At 44.8% G+C, this 22,235-nt stretch carries 20 protein-coding genes and 1 pseudogene; 8 read left to right on the top strand and 13 right to left on the bottom strand.

Features of this window, described 5'->3' with window-relative positions; genetic code table 11:
- Positions 1–106 precede the first annotated feature (106 nt).
- Positions 107–751, top strand: a complete 645-nt coding sequence (locus ACH19P_RS15585) for a TetR/AcrR family transcriptional regulator (protein ID WP_462159519.1) — start codon at positions 107–109, stop codon at positions 749–751.
- Between the two features lie 224 nt (positions 752–975).
- Here the strand turns inward: ACH19P_RS15585 and ACH19P_RS15580 are convergent, their stop codons facing one another.
- Positions 976–3,777: a TonB-dependent receptor gene (locus tag ACH19P_RS15580; protein WP_462159518.1), complete on the bottom strand. Its 2,802-nt coding sequence runs from the start codon at positions 3,775–3,777 to the stop codon at positions 976–978.
- Positions 3,778–4,251: 474 nt separating this feature from the next.
- Between ACH19P_RS15580 and ACH19P_RS15575 the strand changes: the two genes are divergently transcribed.
- From ACH19P_RS15575 to ACH19P_RS15565, 3 genes are all read left to right on the top strand, one after another.
- Complete coding sequence (locus ACH19P_RS15575) at positions 4,252–4,788, top strand: hypothetical protein (protein WP_462159517.1); 537 nt, start codon at positions 4,252–4,254, stop codon at positions 4,786–4,788.
- Positions 4,739–7,564 (top strand): LamG-like jellyroll fold domain-containing protein, encoded by a 2,826-nt coding sequence (locus tag ACH19P_RS15570; RefSeq protein ID WP_462159516.1) that lies wholly within the window; start codon positions 4,739–4,741, stop codon positions 7,562–7,564. Before ACH19P_RS15575 ends, ACH19P_RS15570 begins: the two co-directional genes overlap by 50 nt.
- A 79-nt stretch (positions 7,565–7,643) precedes the next feature.
- A complete protein-coding gene (locus ACH19P_RS15565; protein ID WP_462159515.1) occupies positions 7,644–8,603 on the top strand; it encodes a glycoside hydrolase family 43 protein in 960 nt (319 codons plus the stop codon).
- 100 nt (positions 8,604–8,703) lie between these two features.
- Here the strand turns inward: ACH19P_RS15565 and ACH19P_RS15560 are convergent, their stop codons facing one another.
- The 5 genes from ACH19P_RS15560 to ACH19P_RS15540 all read right to left on the bottom strand — a co-directional run bounded on the left by ACH19P_RS15560 (position 8,704) and on the right by ACH19P_RS15540 (position 11,082).
- On the bottom strand, positions 8,704–8,928 hold the full coding sequence (locus ACH19P_RS15560) for a hypothetical protein (RefSeq protein WP_462159514.1): 225 nt from the start codon (positions 8,926–8,928) through the stop codon (positions 8,704–8,706).
- A gap of 88 nt (positions 8,929–9,016) precedes the next feature.
- Positions 9,017–9,241, bottom strand: coding sequence for a hypothetical protein (locus ACH19P_RS15555; RefSeq protein WP_462159513.1), 225 nt, complete (start codon positions 9,239–9,241; stop codon positions 9,017–9,019).
- A 255-nt stretch (positions 9,242–9,496) separates the two neighbouring features.
- Positions 9,497–9,841 carry a hypothetical protein gene (locus ACH19P_RS15550; protein ID WP_462159512.1) on the bottom strand — a complete coding sequence of 115 codons (345 nt, stop codon included), beginning with the start codon at positions 9,839–9,841 and terminating at the stop codon, positions 9,497–9,499.
- Between the two features lie 66 nt (positions 9,842–9,907).
- Positions 9,908–10,639 carry a glucose 1-dehydrogenase gene (locus ACH19P_RS15545; protein WP_462160185.1) on the bottom strand — a complete coding sequence of 244 codons (732 nt, stop codon included), beginning with the start codon at positions 10,637–10,639 and terminating at the stop codon, positions 9,908–9,910.
- A 257-nt stretch (positions 10,640–10,896) separates the two neighbouring features.
- Entirely contained in the window at positions 10,897–11,082 is a 186-nt protein-coding gene (locus ACH19P_RS15540; protein ID WP_462159511.1) for a hypothetical protein, read from the bottom strand.
- 363 nt (positions 11,083–11,445) lie between these two features.
- Here ACH19P_RS15540 and ACH19P_RS15535 point away from each other — a divergent pair.
- The 4 genes and pseudogenes from ACH19P_RS15535 to ACH19P_RS15520 all read left to right on the top strand — a co-directional run.
- Positions 11,446–11,581, top strand: a pseudogene (locus tag ACH19P_RS15535) (type IV pilin protein); the annotation flags it as partial.
- Positions 11,582–12,345: 764 nt separating this feature from the next.
- Positions 12,346–12,771 carry a hypothetical protein gene (locus ACH19P_RS15530; RefSeq protein WP_462159510.1) on the top strand — a complete coding sequence of 142 codons (426 nt, stop codon included), beginning with the start codon at positions 12,346–12,348 and terminating at the stop codon, positions 12,769–12,771.
- 2 nt (positions 12,772–12,773) lie between these two features.
- Entirely contained in the window at positions 12,774–14,468 is a 1,695-nt protein-coding gene (locus ACH19P_RS15525; protein ID WP_462159509.1) for a GspE/PulE family protein, read from the top strand.
- Positions 14,469–14,589: 121 nt separating this feature from the next.
- On the top strand, positions 14,590–15,243 hold the full coding sequence (locus ACH19P_RS15520; protein WP_462159508.1) for a MarC family protein: 654 nt from the start codon (positions 14,590–14,592) through the stop codon (positions 15,241–15,243).
- A 27-nt stretch (positions 15,244–15,270) separates the two neighbouring features.
- Here ACH19P_RS15520 and ACH19P_RS15515 read toward each other — a convergent pair whose 3' ends face one another.
- The 7 genes from ACH19P_RS15515 to ACH19P_RS15485 all read right to left on the bottom strand — a co-directional run bounded on the left by ACH19P_RS15515 (position 15,271) and on the right by ACH19P_RS15485 (position 21,980).
- Complete coding sequence (locus tag ACH19P_RS15515; RefSeq protein WP_462159507.1) at positions 15,271–16,059, bottom strand: alpha/beta hydrolase; 789 nt, start codon at positions 16,057–16,059, stop codon at positions 15,271–15,273.
- Positions 16,060–16,199: 140 nt separating this feature from the next.
- Positions 16,200–16,646: a VOC family protein gene (locus ACH19P_RS15510; RefSeq protein ID WP_462159506.1), complete on the bottom strand. Its 447-nt coding sequence runs from the start codon at positions 16,644–16,646 to the stop codon at positions 16,200–16,202.
- 235 nt (positions 16,647–16,881) lie between these two features.
- On the bottom strand, positions 16,882–17,709 hold the full coding sequence (locus tag ACH19P_RS15505) for a hypothetical protein (RefSeq protein WP_462159505.1): 828 nt from the start codon (positions 17,707–17,709) through the stop codon (positions 16,882–16,884).
- A 251-nt stretch (positions 17,710–17,960) separates the two neighbouring features.
- Positions 17,961–18,290 (bottom strand): hypothetical protein, encoded by a 330-nt coding sequence (locus ACH19P_RS15500; protein ID WP_462159504.1) that lies wholly within the window; start codon positions 18,288–18,290, stop codon positions 17,961–17,963.
- A gap of 14 nt (positions 18,291–18,304) precedes the next feature.
- Positions 18,305–18,784 carry a hypothetical protein gene (locus ACH19P_RS15495; RefSeq protein WP_462159503.1) on the bottom strand — a complete coding sequence of 160 codons (480 nt, stop codon included), beginning with the start codon at positions 18,782–18,784 and terminating at the stop codon, positions 18,305–18,307.
- 217 nt (positions 18,785–19,001) lie between these two features.
- Positions 19,002–19,682, bottom strand: coding sequence for a Fe2+-dependent dioxygenase (locus ACH19P_RS15490; protein ID WP_462159502.1), 681 nt, complete (start codon positions 19,680–19,682; stop codon positions 19,002–19,004).
- Between the two features lie 12 nt (positions 19,683–19,694).
- Positions 19,695–21,980, bottom strand: coding sequence for a TonB-dependent receptor (locus ACH19P_RS15485; protein ID WP_462159501.1), 2,286 nt, complete (start codon positions 21,978–21,980; stop codon positions 19,695–19,697).
- Positions 21,981–22,235: the final 255 nt, after the last annotated feature.

Here is a 22,235-nt window from a genome sequence, read left to right as displayed (position 1 = left end):
CTAGCGTATAAATGCAAATAGGGACAACGGACATTTAGGTTTAGTTTAAATTAAATTTAATTTAAACTAGTGGCGGTTATATTTCAATCAGTTTGGTTACACTACTATGCCAAAGCAAGAAACGTCATCTCGAAAAGATGGTGCCCTCACCCATCAACGTATTTTAAATACCGCGGGAAGGCTCTTTGCTATTCAAGGACTTGGGGCGACAAAAAACAAAGACATTGCCACCGAAGCACAAGTGGATTTGGCCCTCATTAATTACCATTTTGGCGGTCGCGAGGGTTTGTATCAACAAGCCCTCAAAGAAGCACATGCGCATATTATTAAGCTCGAAGACTTGTTAAATATCACCGAGCAAACCGACTCCCCCGAGGCACAGCTCAAAAGTGTGATTGACTTACTCACCACTGCGGTGTTGTCACCCAGCGACTGGCATTTTAAGTTGTTAGCAAGGGAGCTATTGTCACCGAGCGCCAGCTTAAAAGTCCTTGCTGATGAAGAAGGCTTGCCGAAAATAAACATCATCAAAACCATTCTCAGCAATTTAACGGGTATTCCTGCCCAAAGCCCTGCGATATTCCCCTGTGTAATAAGCGTAATGGCGCCGTGTTTAATGATTTTGGTGGCGGGTGACAACTTACCCGGACCACTGCAAGCCATCCGCGCTATGGAACAACAACAACTCTCTAACTACCTATTTAACTATGCATTAGGCGGACTTAACGCCGTTAAAAATATGCAAGATTAATCGCCTCTTCCCGCCTGCTTTGCTTAAACACTTAATCTTTAACATGCGACCAGACATAGCGCTGGGCGAATGTTGTGCCTTGTGAGCATAATTTTTAGCCTGCTAAATGGCGTCGCTATTTAAGTTGATTGGTAATAGACACAAAAAAAGAAGGCGATGAGGGTTGCTCATGGCCTTCTTTGTCGTGTGGTATACAGCTGTTAATCAGCTAACACTGAGAGTTGTTAGAAAGAGTATCTCAAACCCAGCGCGAACGTGCGGCTGAATAAAGAGTTCCCTGAATTATGCGTATAAGGATATTCATAGTACGTCTGGTACGTCTCTTCAGTCAGGTTGGTACCATCAAACGTCACCATGAAATCTTCCGTCACGTCGTAGCTAAGCTGGAAGTCCAAGCTTTGCTCTGGACGACGATACACGCCCAACGGGTTAGCAAACTGCGCGGCTTCATAGTTGTTCAAGAAGTTATCACGCCATACGTAACCTAGACGCATGTCGAAGCCTTCTCGCTCGTAAATGAGTACGGTTGAGTATGACTCTTTCGACACGCCAAACATCTCACGCGAATCATACCCTGTGAATTCACCTTCGCTGTTGTAAGTCGGTAAGTCTTGGTTCGAATCAAGTAACGTTGCACTTGCTTGAATACCAAATCCCTTTAACCAATCAGGCACACTCTGGGGGAAGTAAACTAAACCAAATTCCCAGCCGTCGAGCGTACCGTTTGATGAGTTATCTGGCTGACTCAAGATATAAGGATATGGCGCGTCATCATCTGGACCTTGGTATTGAACAATACGGTTTGAACCGTAGACGAAACCTTCAATATCACGTTTAAACCAAGTCCCATAAAGTGAGCTGTCTTCGGCGAAGTACCACTCAAGTGTCAGGTCAAAGTTTTTAGACTCAACTGGGTCTAAGTCTGGGTTACCGCCATTGGCCGTACCATAACCTATGTCTGTCACATCTTCATAGTAATAGATGAACGAGTTGAGCTGCGCGAAATCAGGACGACGGATTGTCTCTGTGTATGCTGCACGAGCGATTAAATCCTCACCTAAATGATAACGAACAACAACACTCGGTAGCCAAGCTGTTGAGCTGTTTTCTGCTGTGCTGACCGCCGTTGGTACTTGATCAATATCGAAGAAAGTCATGTCTGCTGTTGCATCTTCATAACGCACACCGATTTGACCGTCGAAATCGCGTCCAAATAGGGTCGTAGCAAAGTCACCTTGGATATACGCAGAATATGCTTTTTCTTCGATATCAAACGTCGTTTCTAGCACCAGTTCATCTTCTGGGAAGCCATACAGACCGCGGAAGTAATCACGATTGTTATAGATGTAATGGCCATTGGCCACGGCCCATGTTGACGGCCAATCTGCTTGACCATCGAAGAAGCCTTCAGTGATTGACGTTAAGCCTTCATCAAGCGTACTTAACGGCTGACCAAGGTAGCCATCAACGCCACGTGTTGCATCTGTTGCGCCACGGTTGTCATAACGCACACCGAAAGAAATCTTCTCAAAGCCAAAGCTATCAACATATAGCTCACCATCCAAGGTGAAGGTTAATGCATCACCTTTTGAACTGCCACCGTTGTCGTACAGTTGAGCGACATTCCACTGTGTGGTATCTGTTAAATCCGCTTCGTTTACTTCTGTTTCTGGGTTATCGAGGTATTCCAATGAAGGTAGACCGTCGTTGTCATTGAAGTCAACGTTCAAGCCATACGCGACACGGTCGGTGCGCATTGCGAAAAACTGTGTTTCAAACTCACTGTCTTGGTAATAGATTTCAGACGCAAGTTTGAAGTCATCCGTGATATTCCATTCACCGCCTAAGGCGTACACATAACTGTCGGTTTTACTGACCGTTAAATCACCACTATTAAAGCCATAAGGTGCTGAAACATAACGTTCTTTAATGATGTTCGTACCATCAAACAACAGTGGTGGATTTTCTGGGTCCACATTGCCCCACCAATCTACGAAGGTGAAATGTAAAGAGTTGAATGATTCATTTCGATAACCGTTATAAAAGGCTTCGAAGGTGTATTGTGAGTCGTTATTTGGGCGCCATTGCAAAGAAATATTAGCTGCTGGACGCTCACGGTTACCTGTGTAGTCGTTACCGAATACGGCATCACGCGAGAGGTAATATTCAGTGGGCACACCATTGATATCAAGGGTAGAACCCGCTTGATACGGAAGGCCATTTTCCAGGCCTGGTTGCCAGATTAGCTCTTCGCTTACGCGACCATCCGTTGTAGGAATACGCTCTAATTGACCAAAGCCATCAGCTGGGTTCAAGGTCATAAATGGCACCATCGCACCGGAGGCAATATTTTGGTCTCGATAATTAGTTTCAGCATAAGAAACGTTTACGAGTGCACCAAACTCACCAAAATCAGATTCCCAACGGTTACTCGCCAAAAGTGATACATTCGGATCAAATTCTTCTGCCTGTTCTTGATAAATACCACGTGCCGCGGCAACAACTTTTGCACCTTCGAAGTTAAACGGACGCTGAGTATGAATGTCGATTTGACCAGCGATACCACTACCTACTTGCGAAGCAGAGCGAGTTTTAAACACATCCACACTTTCCAGCAGTGCAGCTGGGATATCAGCGAGTGCGACATTACGACCCGCCGCCGTAAAAATTTGGCGACCATTCACTGTGGTCGTGACATCCGTTAAACCGCGAATAGAAACGGTATTGACTTCACCAGCGCCACGGTCAGTTACCTGAATACCCGTTACACGTTGCAGTGCTTCTACCACGTTGTTATCTGGGAACTTACCGATATCTTCAGCAACAATCGCATCCACTACTTGGTATGCTTGGCGCTTAACATTGAGTGCTTTGTTTAAGCTTCCACGTATCCCTGATACGACGATCACTTCAACGTTTTCTTCTGACTCTTGTGCAGCTTGCTCATTCTCAACGTCTGCAGCAAAACTGTAATTACAGCTTAATGCTAACAGGACTGCGCTCGCTAGTTGCGTTCTCTTGTGCATGTGTTGTTCTCCGCTTCGTTGTCATGATAGGCCTGCATTCGTATGCAAAGAGAGAAACTAAAAAAGTTCCTGTACTCTAACATTCTCTTCTTGCAATAGCTGCACGCACTGCGATCCGCACAGCCAAGCCTAATGGCGTTAATTTATTATTAGTCTTATCCGGACTATAATCGTATTGTATGATTTATTATCAGTCAACACCAAACAGTTAACAAATTGTACGATTAAACTCAAAGCGCATTACACCGGCCGAATTTCCTACACTCTACCAGTAATAAAAATTCACTATAAAGCCCCAAAAGCGCAACAAGATTGGCTTTTCCCGGCTAACTCACAAATATAATTTCGCATATTCACACGACAATTTCTCCTCTTAATCAATACATAAAAATTTTACAAGTAGTTTACACGGGCAAAAAACATGCTACTTTATGTATTACAATAATACCTAAAAGCAATTATGAGAGACACGATATGAGAATTATTCCCTCTTTATTGGCTACTAGCATCGCGTTGGCACTCACTGCGTGTGATGATGGTGGCTCACAGAGTTTCGGCATGGGCACACCGGTTGAAGCTGCGCCTGAGATACCGCCTGTAGAATATGAAGACCCTACTTTGGCAGGCGAAGTAAGCTTTAGTGATGTGACCGTTCACGATCCATCCGTTATGCGCGACGCAGAGGGAACTTATTATGTCTATGGCTCTCACCTTGCTGCGGCAAAAAGCACCGACTTACTTAACTGGCAGCTCGTGGCAACAGATGTAAACGATGAAAATCCGCTCTTTAACACTTATGCCGCAGAAGCGGCGGAAGGTATTGAATGGGTCGGCGGTCATGTTGGCTCGTGGGCAGCGGATGTAATTCAGCTAAATGATGGTCGCTACTATTTCTATTATGATCATTGCGCCCTACCCGATACTGGCAATTGCGTTTCACGCTCTTTATTTGGGTTTGGCGGTGGCAGACTCCCCAGAGGGCCCATTCACGAACTTGGGGTTAATCCTTAAAACAGGCCATGTCGGCGATGAAAACCCAGGCATCAATGGCGAAGACTACAATGGCAATGTTCACCCCAATGCCATTGACCCAGATGTATTCTTTGATAAAGAGGGCCGCTTGTGGATGGTCTATGGTTCGTATTCAGGCGGTATCTGGATCATGGAAATGAACCCTGAAACCGGTATGGCACTGCCAGACCAAGGCTATGGTAAAAAGTTGATGGGTGGTTATTACAGCGCCATTGAAGGGCCATACATGCTGTACAGTCCACAAACTGATTATTACTACTTGTTTACATCATTTGGTGGCTTCGCACAGAACGACGGTTACAACATGCGAATTTCACGCTCAAAAAATCCAGATGGTCCATTTGAAGATTATCAAGGTCAAGACATGATTGGCGCCGCGGGTAATTGGGATTCTATTAGCCCGTACGGCGTAAAAATTATGGGTGGGTTTGAGTTTAACCATAACGTCGGCGAAGAAGGTTTTGACCACGGTTACATGGCGCCTGGCCACAACTCTGCTTACTACGATGAAACGACGGGTAACCATTACCTTATCTTCCATACCCGCTTCCCTAATATGGGTGAGGGTCACTCAGTACGCGTACATGAAATGTTCACCACTGATGACGGCTGGCTCGTTGCATCTCCACACCGCTATGCACCAATCGCAGGCGCGAACTTAGTAGATGAAATTGATGCCTATGGCACCTATCAATTCATTAATCATGGGTTGGATATTAACCGTACAACCAAACAATCAAGCTACTTACGTCTTGAAGAAGACAACGTGATCTCGGGCGATTACAGTGGCTCTTGGAAAATAGACGAAAACAGTAACATCACCCTCAACATTGACGATTTAGGCACCTTTAAAGGCGTTGCCAAGTGGCAATACAACAATGTCACAGGCCGCTTAACGCCCACATTCAGTGTGCTTTCGGCAAAAGGCGGTGCAGCATGGGGCTCTGAGCTAAATGACCCAGGTTTAAGCCAAGTAATGGCAAACATTAACGACGCCCTCGTGTTGCCACAAAGCACACAATCTGACCTCACATTGGCATCGGTCGGCGCCTTGGGCGCTAGTATCAGTTGGGTGAGTGATAAACCTGAAGTGATCAATGCTGTGGGCCAATTAAATAGGCCTAACGCAGGAGAGGCAGATGCCACAGTGACACTGACGGCCACAATTGAGCTGCAAGGCCAAGTACAAACCAAGACCTTTACAGTAACCGTGCCGGCGCGCAAACCTTATAACCGTGTTGCACACTACAGTTTCAGCGATAGCTTAACAGACAGCTTGGGCTACCAAGATGCAGGACAAGCAACGGCTGAGCGCCCAGACAATATCACAGGCACGGCGAATTTCACCGCGGGCTACGATGGCCAAGCACTGCAACTAAACGGTAGCAATGGCGTGCGCCTACCGGATGGCTTAATTGATAACTTTGAGTATACGGTATCAATGTGGCTAAACCCAACGCAACTTACGCAATTCACCACGGCCTTTTTTGGTGCTAAAGACCCAGCAAACTGGCTCAGTCTTGTGCCTTGGAGCTGGGATGGCAATACCATGCTATGGAGTGGCTCAGAAGTTTGGATTGATGGCTCTGCAGGTATGCAAATTCCTGCAGGTTCTTGGTCACACGTAGCCTTTTCAGTCAAACAAGGTTCACTGCAAGTGTATGTAAATGGTGAGCAAAAGTACTCTGGTGGCAACTTCCAAGACTTGTTCTCAAGCGGTGATGGCTTATTTGCGCTTGGCGTGAACCATTGGGATATTCCTTACAACGGCTTAATTGACGATGTAAAGGTGTATGAAGGCGCACTCAGTGCAGCTGAGATTAAGAACCTTGACGTAGCGCCACTGCCGGCCAGTGCACTACTCGCTTCAGCAACTGAGCTGCTTAGTTTAGGAGACACCTCATCGGTACGTGAAAACTTACGTTTACCGCGTACTGGTGCCTACGCAAGTGCAGTGCAATGGCAGTCATCAAACGCGGATGTAGTATCCACACAAGGTGAAGTGACGCGCCCAGAAGCAGGTGAGCCGGATGCGGTTGTTACATTGACAGCAACGATTACGCTTGATGGCGAAACAGCAACAAAATCATTTGAAGTCGTAGTTCGTGCCAAAGGTTTACCGGCACCGCGTGTGGCTTACAGCTTCGATAATGATACATTACTCGATAATGAAGATAAGTACCCTGCAGGCACAACCACGGGGCCACAGTTGGGTAGCGCAGGACCTGAGGCCATGTTTGCCGACGGTGTCAGCGGCCGAGCTTTGCACTTAGACGGCAGCTATGGTGTTGAGTTACCAGACAATCTTCTACGCGATAATAGCTACTCTGTATCGCTGTGGGTCAACCCAGAAGAGCTCACTCAGTTCACCACGACCTTCTTTGGTTATGCCACAACCGAGAGCTGGATCAGCTTAGTGCTCAAAGGCACAGATGGTGTTGGCAATAACTCTATGGTGTGGTCAGGCACCAACTGGTATGACGCAGGTATGGGCCAACAGGCACCTATCAATACTTGGTCGCACATTGTCTTTGTAAACAATGGCAACACACTCAATATCTATTTCAACGGTGAAGAGGTGTACAGCGGCAATAACTTCCCTGATGTGTTTACGCCTGCAAGCTTCACTGGCTTTGCAATTGGCGTGAACTTCTGGGACCTGCCATACAAAGGTCTTGTGGATGAGTTGATGATTTTCGACGATGCATTATCTGCACGCGATGCCCAACAGCTTTACTCTCAGACTATGCAATAGCCAATAAGTAATATAATATCAATTTATATTAAATTTAGGTCGCCAACTTCGGTTGGCGCCTTGCTATGAGGGACAAGCTATGAAAAAAATAACAGCATTAGCCTCTGCGCTGGCACTGTGCAGTAGTGCAGCCGTTGCTAACAACCCACTGTTCGACGACGTGTTTACCGCCGACCCTGCGGCGCTTGTGCACAACGACACCGTGTATCTGTATACCGGTCACGATGAAGCCCCCAACAATGACCGCTTCTTTGAAATGCACGACTGGTTGGTCTTTTCTTCCACTGATATGGTGAATTGGCAAAAGCACGGCCCAATCATGAAAGCAACAGACTTCAAATGGGCAACAGGTGACGCATGGGCATCGCACATGGTGGAAAAAGACGGTACGTTTTATTTCTACACCACAGTACGCCACAACGAAGATAAACCAGGCTTTGCGATTGGCGTAGCCACATCACAATCGCCTACCGGGCCTTTCAAAGATGCGATTGGTCATGCGCTTGTGACCAATGACATGACCACGCACACTCCCAATGACTGGGATGACATCGACCCCGCTATTTTCATCGAAGAAAACGGCGATGCGTACATGTTTTTCGGCAACCTAATGCCAAAATACGTGAAGCTCAAAGACAACATGGTCGAACTCGATGGTGAGATTAAAACCATTGATGTACCCAATTTCACAGAAGCACTTTGGGTACACAAAAAAGACGACAACTATTATTTGTCTTATGCGTGTGAGTTCCCAGAGAAAATTTGCTATGCCATGAGTAAAAGCATTGAAGGGCCATGGGAATACAAAGGAATTCTCAACGAAATCGCTGGCAACTCTGAAACAAACCACCAATCGATTATAGAATTCAAAGGTCAAAGCTACTTTATTTACCACACCGGTGCCGTGCCGCCAAAAGACGGTAAGCCAAGTGGTGGACGTTTTCGCCGTTCCGTGGCTATCGAACCACTTTACTACAATGAAGACGGCAGCCTTAAACGCGTCATTATGACCACTGAAGGTGTACAAGCCGTTAAATAAAGACATCGTAATAGACACTAAAAAAGAGCTGAAACTCAGCTCTTTTTTAGTTGGCTTTGACTCAATGTCGCGTTAGTAACAGGAGTGCATACCAGCATTGTTAATTGTGTGCAGTATCAGCCTTCTCGGGTAAATCATTCTTAAGCAGAATAAAGGCTAAAAAGATAAAACCGAGCGGCGGCAGAAACCCTAAAATAGCACCTAAAATTCCCACAGCGATGGGGTTTTTCGTTTTACGGCGGCCATAGTAGTAGCACATAGGCCCAACCATGAACACAACGCTGAACGCTATAAGTTGACCAATAATGGTGGCATTGATAGACATGTTAACCTTCCCTGTGAGTAACTAACACAATAAATATGTATTTCTAGTTTAAACGCTCGTTAATAGACAGGAGTGTATACGAGCATTGTTAATTGTTCACAGTTTCAGCCTTCTCGGGTAAATCATTTTTAAGCAGAATAAAGGCTAAAAAGATAAAACCGAACGGCGGCAGAAACCCTAAAATAACACCTAAAATTCCCACAGCAATGGGGTGTTGTGTTTTACGGCGGCCATAGTAGTAACACATTGGCCCAATGATGAACAAAGCGCTGAAAAAGATTAGTTCACCAATAATGGTGGCATTGATAGACATGTTAACTTTCCCTGTGAGTGACCAACACAATTAATATGTATTTCTGGTTTAAGGTACAATAATAACGCTATTTTGTGGTTGTTTTCTACTATGAAATTTTGCCGGCTCGCCTGTAACCTAATAGGTTGAGTTTAAAAGGCACCGCAGACGTATTTGTGACTTGTATAGCCTGCTATTGACGGTCGAAATGGGTTAAAAGAGCCGCGGCGCAGCTCTGATTTGGGTTGGAAATGAACCTCTGTTACCTATGACTGATCAGCCGTTCCAGCATCCAAGCTGAATTTCAACTTTGTCATTTTCGTTGCTGTCCCAAGGTGAATTATTCACGGTTGCTGCAACACTCACATTTTGTATATCTACCCCTGATATTTTCCAAAATGCATAGTTTTGAGTGGTACTGTATACGCCTGCCAACGCATCACCATTAACAGTAAGTTCACTCACTTGCAGCGAACCTGTGGTTCTTCTGTCAATAATGCCCAACAGGATGGTGTCTTCACAGCCACTGGCTGCAACGGATTTTGAAGCTGATGCTTCTTTATTATTAGCTGAATTGGTCACAGTCGAACGAATAGTTTGGCCGTCATAATTCACCGACAAGAGATAATCGACGCCGCTTATAAAGGGACTAAATATGAGAATTACTTGCGAGGTATGAGGCGTTGCTTATTTTCCGCCAGCGATATCGATGAATGAGCCTGTGATATAGGAAGCGGCATCTGACAATAGATAAGCAATAGCACTTGCAACTTCCTCGGGTGTGCCACCGCGTTGAAGAGGAATTTGCGGCGCTATACGCTTAACTCGCTCCGGCTCTCCGCCATCCGCATGCATATCGGTTTGAATAAACCCAGGACGTACCCCATTCACCCGTATTTTTGATGCAGCCAGCTCCAAGGACAGCCCCTTAGTTAAGGAGTCCATCGCACCTTTTGACGCCGCGTAGTCAATGTATTCAAACGGCGCTCCTGTTCTTGCTGCTGCAGAAGAAACATTCACTACTGCGCCCCCGTGATTATTTTGTTTTACGAATTCACGGCAACACAAAAAGCAGCTGGTCACATTCGAGTGCATGATAGTGTTGAAGCGTTCAACATCCATATCCACCAATTTGCTTTGAGGAAATAGGCGACCCGCGTTATTGACCAAATGAGTCACTTCACCAAAAAGATCTTGGGTGTCTTTGAATAAGTTTGCCACTTGTGATTGGTTCGATACATCCGCTTTACAAGCGAAAGCGCGACCACCAGCCTTGGTTATGTAATTAACGACGGCATCAGCACTCTTTTGGTCGCTACGATAGTTAACACATACTGCGTAACCTTGATGCGCGAGTAACTTAGCGGTTGCGGCGCCGATGCCCCGACCGCCTCCCGTTACAATAACAACTTTATCTATGGACATTCCTTACACCTGTGTATTTCGCATAACACTCAAAAGCCGCTTATTCTGGGGTATGGCAAACCGCTTCAACATTATTGCCATCAGGATCAATTAAAAACGCGCCATAATAATGTTCGTGATACATGGGCCGCACACCAGGGGCGCCATTGTCCTGGCCACCAGCGTGCATGCCCGCATTATAAAACTGCTCCACCAAAACCCGTGAGTGTGCCGAAAACGCAGTGTGACGGGGCGTGTATGGCTCTTTGGTTTCAATTACCCAAAATATCGGCTGATTCTTTTGGTCCTAACGCGCACATACGTTGCGTTGGAAATTCTTCATTCCAAGATGCAACAAATTCCATTTGGATTTCATAACCTAGCGGTGCAAAGACAGCTTCATAAAAGGCCTTTGTGGCTGAGTAATTAGTAGCATAGGTGCTGAGGTGGTCAATCATACATTCTCCAAATTTCAATACAGTAAGCAACAACCTTGCTCTTACACTGTCTGACAACGTTCGTTGCTATTGAGAGCAATGACAAAGACTGTATCTGATAATTCCCTCGGTGAGCAAATTTCATTACAGATGCCCTTAGGCATTGATATGCACTGAAATACTAATGCGAGATTAGTGGAAAAAAATATGACTATTCCTTTGATTAAGTTCGAATATTAGCAGCGTTCTCTGTTTATTAGTAATACTCAAATAAATACCAACTAGAGAAGGCAAAGCTTTGTTTACTGTACTGAAAAGAGGAAATATTTGTAATCTTGTATACACTTTAGGAATAATTTTACCTCACATCAACTGGACTTATAAATGGTACAAAATTCATCGCGATATACTCACCTCAATAATCGCAGTGGCTTTACATTAATTGAACTCATGGTTGTTATTTCTATCATCGGGATACTCGCGCTCATAGCCTTACCGAGCTACAAACGCTATGTAAACGAAGCGAAAGCAGCAGAAATATTGCATAGAATTCATGCAATTAGTTCAGCCTACTCTTATGTCAGTGCGAGAAATCCTGAAATTTTAAATAACCATGTTGAGCTATCAAGCTCTGATTTCGGGCTTGCCCCTTCCTATTTATCTGGCCTAGCCAACCAATTCTCACAACGGCATAACATAGAGTTCTCTGCGCAATTAGTTAACCATTCCGGATATTTCCAGTTTACTGGAGGTCAAGCGTTCCCTGTTTTATTTTTAAGGGCTACTGATCAAAATGGAATTGAAGTACTTAATGCAGTAGACCACGTTGCAGAGTTCAAGCATGCATTTGTTACTCCAGATATAATGATGATTGCGCTAGTCTCACCCTATGAGCTACACCACAACGTAAACCAACCTCCTAATCCAGCCATTGGACAAACCAGTTCTCAAACTGCGGCGCAAACTACTGACCAAAGCACTGGGCAGACTACTGACCAAACAACAGGGCAGACTACCGACCAAACCACCGATCAAACCACAGGACAAACTACAGGACAAACTACAGGACAAACTACAGGACAAACTACCGACCAAACCACAGGACAAGCAACAGATCAAACGGCTGCACAGACAACAGACCAAACGACTGGACAACCAACTACCCAGCAACAAGGGAGCACAGCTGGAAACCAACTCAATTGGCCTCCTGGTTGGGTCAAGCATCCGGAAAACCACCAAAATCAACAGCATGGCCATCACTAAGACTTTTTGGAGAGCAATACAATGATTTCAACAACTAAGCGGTGGGAAGAAAATATAGCGAATGCGATGAATGAGGCCCAGGGAGAAGGTCGGCAAAGGGGCAGTTCCGTCTCAATCTACATCCCTAATTGGGTGTCCTATGTCATCTGTGTTTTATTCGGCTTTATGGTCGCCAAAACGTTCTTTATGGGAGTTGATAGTCATCCCGTAACAAATGACAGAGATTATCAAACGGGTAGTTCAGTCGCGCTATTAATGGTCGCTGAGGACGTAGAACATTACCGAATTACCTACGGAGAACTGCCAGACACAGTGCCCAGCGCCATTGCCTCGGTTATGGATATATCCTATGAAAAAATCACTAATAACCATTTTCGTCTGAGTATTCCTCACGGAAATTCAAGCATCACATTCGATGCCAGAGACGACAAAATAATCATGGATTAACAATGTTCGACAGCACCGAAAATCAAAGAAATCAAATGGCCTTTGTATGGCTACAGCGCTTTTGTAATGATCATGCAGTCATAGATGGAACACTCACCGAGCACGAGTTTGATGACCAATCGCCCTTATCGGCATGGCAAAGCGCAGAGTCAATAATCGGTGTAGATGCTGTCACACTTACCGCAATGATAGCGAAGCACTATGATTTAGACACTGTAAAAATAAAAGTGAATATGAATGAGGAGTTGCTCCATTACGTACCGCGCAAATTTGCTCAGCAGTACACTATTTTTCCACTCGATCTTAGCGATGGGCAACTTACAGTCGCCTCCCCTCACCCATTTGATAGAGACATGGAGTCAATGCTGGAATTTTTAACCACATTTCATGTCAAAACGCGACTCGCATCCCCAGAAATAATCAATGAATGGATAGAGAAGTATTACCACAACGATCTAGACTCTAAAAAAGATATCGTTATTAAATCCTCACTAGACTCAAATAAGAAAAATCATCAATCCACCGATTCTGCGATCGTAAAAATAGTCTCCGAAATGTTTCTAGAAGCCTTTTTGATGAAAGCAAGTGATATTCATATCGAGCCTTATCAAAACGGTGGCATTGTACGTTATCGCATTGACGGCATGCTTCGCGTTATTTCTGAGGTTCCTGCGCCCATCTTGGTACCAATAATTCAACGTATAAAAGCCATAGCTCGACTTAACCTTGCAAAAAAAATGATCCCCCAAGATGGCAGTGTGAGCCTCGAAATGCGCGGTCATGACGTTGACTTACGAGTCTCTACTTTGCCAGTACAAGGTGGAGAAAAAGTGGTTATTCGGCTGCTTATCAAGTCGGTTGTCAATTCCATTGAAGAGATTGGACTTCAATCAAAAGAATTAGAATCATTAAAGCGTTTACTGTTAAATAGCGAAGGTATATTTGTGATCACTGGACCAACAGGTTCCGGTAAAACAAGTACTTTATATGCGGCTCTCAAGGAGCTTAACGCCCCTGAAAAGTGTCTCGTTACAGTCGAAGACCCTGTTGAATATGAAATTGACGGTATTGCTCAAGTAAGTATAAACCCTGCACAAAACCTCACGTTTTCTGCGGCGCTAAAAAGTATCCTTCGACAAGACCCTGATGTCATATTGATGGGTGAAATTCGTGATGAAGAAACAGCTGACATGACATTTCGTGCTGCAATTACTGGCCACTTCGTTATGACCACATTACACACAAGTGATGCCATCACCACAATCCCCAGATTGATGGGGTTAGGAGTACCCCCGCCCATTGTTGCAGACACACTTAAAGGAGTTGCTGCGCAACGACTTGTCAGAAAGCTTTGTTCGTCTTGTAGCACAGTAGGACCATTAGCAAATGATACACAAGGGCAACGCTTCAACACTGTCTTTCCCAAGTTACAAATCAAATCTGCCGTCGGGTGCGAAAAATGCAAACAAACCGGTTACAAGGGACGAATGCCTTTGTTTGAAATAATTACGATGACTCACCAACTGGCGGACGCGATTAGGGCAGGTGAAGACACATCTACGTTACGAAAAATAGCAGCAAAAACAGGATCTCGAACGCTTTATGAGGTAGCAATTGAAGCAATTTGCAATGGACACACGTCAGCAGAAGAAGTGAACAGAGTACTAGGAGAGGCCTTTTGGCAAGCGCTTCACTAGGTGCCCACCTTAAGCGCCTTTTGAATCTGGCACTGACTGTTTGATTTGTTCCTTTATTGATTACAATGAGTAAGCTACTATTTCACTCGTTAATCTACTTGATAAATCCGTTGGCAACACGATGCATGATATTACCACCTTGGCTATAACCGTATTTATGGGATTTTTTGCCATGATGAATCCCATAGCCAATACCGCCGTATTTGTTGGCATGACCGCGAACCAAACACCTGTTCAGCGCAGAAAAACCACATTTAAAGCCCTTACTACAACATTTTTTATCATCACAGCGTTTTGTTTATTGGGTAAAGGAATATTTGAAGTCTTTGGGATCACCCTACCAGCACTGCGATTATCAGGCGGTATTTTAGTGTTTATCGTCGGCTATCATATGTTGCAAGGGCAGTCGTCGAAGTTACATGCTCACACCGCAGAGGCAACGAATGATGAAGATGAAGACAAAGACATCGCCATCTCACCGCTCGCATTACCTATTTTGGCCGGCCCAGGTACAATAGCCACGGCCATGAACTATTCGGCCTCAGGGGGCATTATCCACATAATAGTGACCATAGTTACCTTTGCAGTGCTATGCCTAATCACCTGTGTTTGTTTTTTAAACGGTGCCAAGCTTGTAGAAAAAGTCGGTGCGGATGGCATCAGTATCACTACACGGTTAATGGGACTGATTCTTACAATTATTGGAACGCAAATGTTCATACAGGGCATACACGACGCTTATGAACTATTCCAGCATGCCAGAGTCAGCGCCTAGCACCCACCTTGTAGATAAATAATAAAACTAAATGCCTTCGTCCTGCTGGTATTTATACAATCCCGTTAACGCATTGTATAAACCAGCAGCCATAGTGAAATCATGATCAGCATCATCGAATGCGTCTAATAACAGTACTAAATCAACTGAACGGTTTCTGGCGATGGTGTTCGCCAGGTCGTCATACACCTCACGCATTTCACCCCCTTCACTGCCAATATTAAGGTATAAAAAGCTGCCTGTTTGCTGAGCGGAAGTAACATAGTGTTTGGCCGATTGTGCAGTCTCACGGGCTCCCCACCATACTGCAGGACTAAACGCTAAGTGTGCTTGAAATAAGGTTGGGCGCGAATGGTAAGCATGAATAACAAACAAACCCGCGATGGAGTGGCCCGCAATCGATTTGGTGTCATTCGTCCTATATTTGGCGTTTATGCTAGGAATAAGTTCAGCTTCGAAATAGTTAAGTAAGCTATTAGCTCCGCCACCCGCTCCCACCGGGCCTCTTGGGTCTAAGTTCACGGTCGGCGCAAAATCATCTAAGCGATTTTTGGGCTCTATTCCGACCACAATGTGTTCATAACCACCATTGGAGTCAGCTAAACGCTGCACCATACTGCTCACTAACTCAATGTTTAGATTGCCATCTAGTACATAAATAACGGGATAGCGCTTTGTTTTATCAACAGCGTATGACGCTGGCAATTTAACAACTACCTCAGGCGGTCCACTTAATTCTTTTTGGATGGCTTGTTCATCTGCTGCCAAAGATGCAAAAGACAAGAGTAACGATAGGCAAGACACGAGTATTTTCAAAATCTAAATTCCTTTTCTGGATAGGATGAGACAAAACCTAACAAGGTAGTCACGTAATAAAAACATTACCCTAAAAAGAAATAAAGTCTAACTTTTTCAAATTGTTACAAGTTAAATAAATGTAAACAGCGAGACTAAATTTACTCAAGCCTTGTGCCGTTTAATTGCAGTAAGTCCCATTTATTGCCGTATAAATCTTGGAATACCACGACCGTACCGTATTGTTCAATACGTGGCTCTTCATTGAATATCACATCGTTGTCTTTCATTCGTTGGTAGTCTCGCCAAAAGTCATTGGTTTGTAGAAACAAAAACACACGGCCACCACTTTGATTACCCACGACTTGCGTTTGTTCGGGTGAATTTGCTTGAGCTAACAGAAGGTTTGTACCATTTGAATTAGGTGGAGACACTTGCACCCAACGCTTTCCACCACCCAAGTCGGTGTCTTCAATCAGAGTAAACCCTAATTTCTGCGTATAAAACGCAATGGCGTCATCGTAATTTTCAACAACGAGAGCAACATTCCCTATTCGTTGTTCCACACGCTCTTGTGAGTGTTCCAAATTAGGTGATTTGTCTTTCAATCTCTGTACCTTCATCTACTAACAGTAATAAGTCATACGAGCATGACACTGTGAAATTGAGCTCTGCGCCAAAAAAGCTATGTCTCTTGTGATTGAGCCGCACTGTAACAACGTGGATGCAATAGACAATGATTGGCTCGCTTAAACAACCAGTATTTAATAAAACAAAAGCCACTAATTTTAGTGGCTTTTGTCAGTGTATATTCTCGAACAGTTCTGTGACTAGTCCTTTGCACTAATGCTCATGGTCTTCCTCATGCTCTTTAGCCCAAGTAACATGGGTTAGGTGGCGCGTGCCATCCGGGTCTATGCGAATAAAAGTTTCCGAATTCCCGCGGCGACCGAGTGAATAACCCCAGCCAATCTCGCTGTTGCTGTTACCTATGTCTGACTTATTACAGCCCTTGCCTTTTGGCGCGTTACAACCCCCATCACCACCGCCACTGTTACCGCCTCCTATATAAGAATCATAACTATCGGTGTGCGTATACATGCTGACGAGTTGCTCATAGTCATGGGCGTTAGGATACGCATAAGGTGGGTCTTGATAATCCATGCAGGTGTATAGGGAGGTGTTGTTGAAGTCTTCGTCCTGATGATCCAAGCCGACGTTATGGCCCAACTCTTGGCAGGTGACGCTTTGCTTCCAAACATCATTGTTGTAGTAACCAGACGCAAAATAGGTGTCGTTGAGCTTGGTATAGCCTCTGGTGATATGCCCTTGAGCATCCAGAGAAATTCCAGCGATCCCTAACCAGCCGGTTTGACCATACGCCAAATTGCATATTCTCACCATACCATCGGGAGCATTACATTTACGCCGGGTTCGGCTGCTGCTATCCCCGGATAAATCCTCAATCATATTGAGCTTTGAGGAATCTGACCAATCACTTACAGCCTGACTCACGTAGCCATCCCAATCCGGTGTCGTACTGTTGATTATAATAAGATCGAATGAACTTGTGGTTCTTGCCCAGTGATAGTCGCCCCAAGAATGATCAGCAATTGCACTACCAGACAAGGCCAAAAAGAAGCTGGATACAGCCATTATTTTAGACTTCATAACACCACCTTTTTAATAAAGATGCTTCAGCAAATACGGTACTTGTATTTGCAACGAACAACTAAAGTCTAGTACACATGCTTGGGTATCTCTAACAATGAAGGCGCTTACATCGCCATGCCACCTTAACGATTTCGAAATCAGGATAAACTGGCCCGCGTAGTCACTTTATAACAACTAATTAATACAATTAGTTACCAGCACATGCCTTGCAAGCTTGGCATTTCAACCTGAAAAAATTATTTCTAAATTTAAATTAGCGTAAATCCCAGCGCGGTATTTACAGCGTCTTTAATCACATCAAAAGCCGCGTTTAGCGCTTGCTCAATGGCCAAAGCACTTAATCCAGTAAGCGTAATCAGCACAGTTTCACTGGTATTCTTTTGAATGGCAAAATGCAATGATGCTTCTTCTTCATCAATTTCACCCGCAATAATTAAGGCCTGAATTTTCGACAGAGATTGCGCCAACTTGTGCGCTTCTGCCTCACCATACTCTCTGATATTTGGCCATTTATCTGACAAAACGCCGCGCATCGCACCCAACATATCCCCTGCCAACTCGGCTGCATTTATGGACATTCGATTATTCCTTATCAATTACGTTTTTTAGCTAGTTCCAACTTCAAAATCGCGGTGAAACTTGAATTAAATGCTGATCTTAACGGGGTTATTTCGTCGGCTGACAAACACTTAAGCCCACCACTGGATTTGGATTTTTTCTCTTTAATGCGATGCAACAGCTCTAGGTTACTTAAACTGTTTGCGAGCAAAGTGAGTTGTTCGGTAGTGAGCTCATTTTTAGGTATGGCCTCGGCCCTGATTTTGATGGAGCTTAAATCCACTTGTGCATCACTGTAAAAAGCGGCATTGGCGCTGTAGGCACACTCAGGTAATCCTTCACTTGTTTGGAGCCCTATAAGAAATGTTTCAAATTTTCGCTGTAATGCCGTGACATTCTTATCCGTAATTTCATCATATGAGGCGACAGACTTTACTGCGCAACCAACAGAAAAGCTCGTCACGGCGAAAAGTAGCAGTAACTTTAAAAAGTGAGAACCATTGAATATTTTCACGGACTGCCTCCTGCATCGGGTGTGAATAAAGTATCACCCCTCCTCATCACCACTTGAATAGGGATGTGGTTAATTTTTCTAATATTTTTATTAAGTTAACAAGCAACTAACGCTAAAACAATGCCAACTTACAATGGCGGGTGTGTATCCCACAGGAAACAACACAAAAAAGGAGCTCAAAGGCTCCTTTTCTAAATTTATACACTCGCTCACTTTACTAGATGCTGGTGTGTTTACGAATTAGGTTATGGTAGACGTGATGCAAACTATCGAGTTGCTCCCGCGATACCGATTCGTTTTGCAGTAATTGCTGGATACTTTGGTCCAGCTCAAACAGGATTTCGCGAATATGGGTATCGGCAACGAGGCTTTGCATCCATGTAATGGCCGCTATACGAGTACCTTTCGTTACCGGTGTAACACGGTGCAAGCTACTCGACGGGTAGGTTACTGCATCGCCGGCTTGCGGCTTAACCCGCTGTTCTCCGAACTCGGTTTGGATCACCAACTCTCCCCCCTCATACTCATCAGGCTCTGATAAAAACAACGTCATCGACATGTCAGAGCGCAGTACATCTGTTGAGTTGGGAACACGCATTATCGCTGCATCAACATGAAAGCCATACGTTTCACCTTGAGCATAACGATTAAAACACGGTGGAAAGATTTTGTGTGGCAGCACCGCCGATACCAATTTCGGGTTTTCACCGTATTTGGCCAACAGTAAGTTGGTCAATTGACGAACCACCTCGTCGTTGGCATCCGCCTGTGCATTATTTTTAACCGCAGCGGCCATTCCCATCGCCGTGCCTTTGCCATCTAACCAGGGCACTTGACCGAGGTGCTCACGAAAGGTGTGCACTTCTGCTTTTGTTAGCAATTGCTCGATCAAGACCATGATTAATTTCCCTTAAAATTCGTAAGTAACGGTTGCGCGAATAGACTGACGGTCGCCAATGTACATAAACTTAGGCGCACGATATGTAGAGGTGTAGTACTCTTTGTCGAATACGTTACCAAAGTTCACACGCGTCGTCAGGTTTTCGCTAAAGTTGTAAGTCGCGAATAGGTTATAAACCGTGTACGAAGGCACTTCTGGGCCTGTTGAACCCGTGTCAGGTTGGCCACCCGTCATACGTCCTTTGTAAGTGACGTCGCCACCAAAAGCAAAATCTTCTGTTAACTGGTAACGCGCTTGAGCATACAGGCTTTCTTTAGCAAATAATGCCAAGGGTAAACCCACACTTTCTGGATTCGACGCAGACTCTAGAATTTCAGAGTCCATCTTCGCTGCACTGATTTGGATGCTGAGCTCGTCAGTTAGCTGGCCATTCACGGCAATTTCAACGCCTTTCACTTCGTGCTTACCCGTGTTTAGCGCGCCCGTTACTTCATAACCACTGCCCGCACCTTCCATGATGTCGTCTTTGGTTAGGCGAAATGCTGCGAGCTGCACAAACAGGCTCTCGTCATTCAGCGACATCTTGGTACCAAACTCAAGGTTGCGCACCGTTTCTGGTTCCGCATTAGCACTGCCCTCTGAATCTGTACATACGCCACCGTAACCACAGTTGCCGCCCACATCAGATTCACCGCCATTGATATTTGTTGCACTACCGTATGACGCGTATAAGTTGATGTCGTCGACCACTTCATACACCAGACCTAAGTGACCATTGGTCAGGGTGTCTGAAAATTCATACAGGGCTTCACCATTGCGGCCATTGGTTAAATTGCTGTAATCGTAGTTATCGATACGAATACCGGCGAAAAGCATCAAGTCTTTGGTCACTTGCATCGTGTCCATGAACGACAGTGCCGATACTTCATAGCTATAGTCTGAGCTAAAATCGCCTTTTACTGCTTGCGAGCGGTCGATAATGTTGTTTAGGTTCGTTGCTGTATTGCCATCAGCGTCAATCGCACAGAAGTTTTGGCCAACACCGCCACGCCCTGCTGTCCAACAATTTGGCGCTGAAACACTGCCAATATCAGTATAACGACCATTGAGTACCGAATAGTCAGCGTATTCACCGCTAACAAGGAACTTGTGTTCGACTGAACCTGTTTTCAATTCTGCGAAAAGATTCAATTGCGTGGCAAAGTGTTCTACATCTTGATAATTCGAGTGCGAACCGAACGTGAAGGTACCAAAGCCATTAACGCGATCATTCGCGTCTTCTTCAGTGAAGTAGCCAGTGGTGCCGCCTGCACTCGTTGCTAGGTAGCCATTATCCGTCTTACCGTAGCGAGTGATGCTGTAGATTTTCCACGTGTCATTGATTTCATATTCAACACGCAATGTACCCGAAGCTGCTTCTGAATTAAGGAAGTCTCCCTCTTGTGCATAAACCGGGATATCTTCAATGATTTCGCCATTAACCATAGTAGAACCTAGGTCAGGCACATCTTCAGCGTTGAGGTAATAGAAGTCAGTCCAGATTTTCAGATCTTCGAGGTTGTCATACAAACCAGAAGCCAAAATACCTTGTCGTTCGCGCTCAGCTCCATCACGTTTAGGGGCATCTTCTTTCGCCGTCATGATGTTGATACGCGTGGCAAAGTTGTCAGTCAGAGGGGTGTTCACATCCACAGCTGCACGCACGTAGTTGTCGCTACCTACACCCACATCAACTCGGCCAAAGTCATAACCCAGCGATGCTTTTTTGGTGATACTGTTTACCGCACCACCCGATGAACCGCGACCAGCAAAGGTTGCGCTCGGGCCTTTAGTAATTTCGATTTGCTCTACCGAGAAGCTTTCTCGCGTATTCATACCTGGGTCGCGAAGACCGTCTACAAACACGTCTGAGCGTGCTTCGTGTCCACGAATAATGTATCGGTCGCCGAATGCATTACCATTTTCACCCGTACCTAGGGTGACACCAGCTTGCGTAGACAGCACCTCTTTTAAATCCGAGCGGCCAGACTCTTCGATTTGGTCTTTGGTCAGTACGGTGATAGTAGTGGGCATATCCACTAAATCTACTAGGCGACGTGCATCACCCGATTTTTTAACGTTGTAGATAGAATTACGCACACCATGGATTTCGATGAGTTCGATGGCTTCTTTCTCTTTTTCAACTGCCGTTTTCGCATTGGTTTGAGAGTTTGCGTCATTCGCATGCGCAGCGGAAATGGTTAAAGCTAGCGTGCTCAGTAAAGCTGTTGAGCCGAATACATTGTTCTTTGACATTATGATTCTCTAGTATTCACAGAAGGTTGTGACGCATTGTAAATTAAAAAAATAAAATGTAAATACAGTTGAGAATCATTATCACTACGATTTATATTAGACTATCTAATATCTGTTTTAAGTAGTGCTTAATTTTGTATTAGCGACTATCTGTTAGGAATCTTCCAAATTGCTATACATACAAAGCCAATAGCAGGAATTTTTACCCAACCTCTTCTAAACTTTTATCAATATGTGAGGTGCAAACAACTGAAA

The organism is Pseudoalteromonas sp. GB56 (genome assembly GCF_054923835.1).
This window is presented reverse-complemented; position numbering and strand designations above follow the sequence as displayed.

What these genes read in the sequence shown, in the direction of transcription:
- ACH19P_RS15525 (WP_462159509.1), top strand. Translation starts at nt 12,774, where the DNA reads ATGTTCGACAGCACCGAAAATCAAAGAAATCAAATGGCCTTTGTATGG.
- ACH19P_RS15540 (WP_462159511.1), bottom strand. Translation starts at nt 11,082, where the DNA reads ATGATTGACCACCTCAGCACCTATGCTACTAATTACTCAGCCACAAAG.
- ACH19P_RS15520 (WP_462159508.1), top strand. Translation starts at nt 14,590, where the DNA reads ATGCATGATATTACCACCTTGGCTATAACCGTATTTATGGGATTTTTT.
- ACH19P_RS15575 (WP_462159517.1), top strand. Translation starts at nt 4,252, where the DNA reads ATGAGAATTATTCCCTCTTTATTGGCTACTAGCATCGCGTTGGCACTC.
- ACH19P_RS15490 (WP_462159502.1), bottom strand. Translation starts at nt 19,682, where the DNA reads ATGGTCTTGATCGAGCAATTGCTAACAAAAGCAGAAGTGCACACCTTT.
- ACH19P_RS15560 (WP_462159514.1), bottom strand. Translation starts at nt 8,928, where the DNA reads ATGTCTATCAATGCCACCATTATTGGTCAACTTATAGCGTTCAGCGTT.
- ACH19P_RS15505 (WP_462159505.1), bottom strand. Translation starts at nt 17,709, where the DNA reads ATGAAGTCTAAAATAATGGCTGTATCCAGCTTCTTTTTGGCCTTGTCT.
- ACH19P_RS15485 (WP_462159501.1), bottom strand. Translation starts at nt 21,980, where the DNA reads ATGTCAAAGAACAATGTATTCGGCTCAACAGCTTTACTGAGCACGCTA.
- ACH19P_RS15530 (WP_462159510.1), top strand. Translation starts at nt 12,346, where the DNA reads ATGATTTCAACAACTAAGCGGTGGGAAGAAAATATAGCGAATGCGATG.
- ACH19P_RS15580 (WP_462159518.1), bottom strand. Translation starts at nt 3,777, where the DNA reads ATGCACAAGAGAACGCAACTAGCGAGCGCAGTCCTGTTAGCATTAAGC.
- ACH19P_RS15555 (WP_462159513.1), bottom strand. Translation starts at nt 9,241, where the DNA reads ATGTCTATCAATGCCACCATTATTGGTGAACTAATCTTTTTCAGCGCT.
- ACH19P_RS15585 (WP_462159519.1), top strand. Translation starts at nt 107, where the DNA reads ATGCCAAAGCAAGAAACGTCATCTCGAAAAGATGGTGCCCTCACCCAT.
- ACH19P_RS15565 (WP_462159515.1), top strand. Translation starts at nt 7,644, where the DNA reads ATGAAAAAAATAACAGCATTAGCCTCTGCGCTGGCACTGTGCAGTAGT.
- ACH19P_RS15500 (WP_462159504.1), bottom strand. Translation starts at nt 18,290, where the DNA reads ATGTCCATAAATGCAGCCGAGTTGGCAGGGGATATGTTGGGTGCGATG.